Origin of the sequence: Shewanella sp. T24-MNA-CIBAN-0130 (assembly GCF_040310185.1) — a bacterium.
Taxonomy (GTDB): domain Bacteria; phylum Pseudomonadota; class Gammaproteobacteria; order Enterobacterales; family Shewanellaceae; genus Shewanella; species Shewanella psychromarinicola.
In genome coordinates this window covers 1-330 of the sequence record NZ_JBEOPP010000195.1, presented here as the reverse complement: position 1 = coordinate 330, position 330 = coordinate 1, and the positions used below count along the sequence as shown (strand labels likewise).

At 45.5% G+C, this 330-nt stretch carries 1 protein-coding gene and 1 pseudogene; both read right to left on the bottom strand.

All coding sequences use genetic code 11. The features are described 5' to 3' along the window. Window positions 1-226 (bottom strand): annotated as a pseudogene (locus tag AAEZ02_RS22055) (peptidoglycan glycosyltransferase FtsI); the annotation flags it as partial. Between the two features lie 11 nt (window positions 227-237). Next, a partial coding sequence (locus AAEZ02_RS22050; RefSeq protein ID WP_351125116.1) for a cell division protein FtsL occupies window positions 238-330 on the bottom strand: 93 nt, incomplete at its 5' end.

Genomic DNA, 330 nt, shown 5'->3' with positions numbered 1-330 from the left:
GCATATCGCCATTACGATCGGTTATTAAGCCTCGCTGAACTTGGTTACTGGTCGTGCGCAACGTGCGCATATCACTTTCGTGGCGAAGTTTGTCAGGTTCTATAATTTGAATATAAGCCGCACGTGCAACTAGACTGCAAAATAACAACAATACGAACCCCACCACAACGTATAAACGCCATGGAATGAGTTCGTGATTTAACTTTTGCTTTGCTTGTCTAGCCATATTCCCTATGCTCACTGGACTCGAATGATCACTTCCTCCTTAGGAAGTGGCCGAGCCATATTTAATTCTTTGGTTGCCATCCGAGTCACGCGACTGTGCTCAGA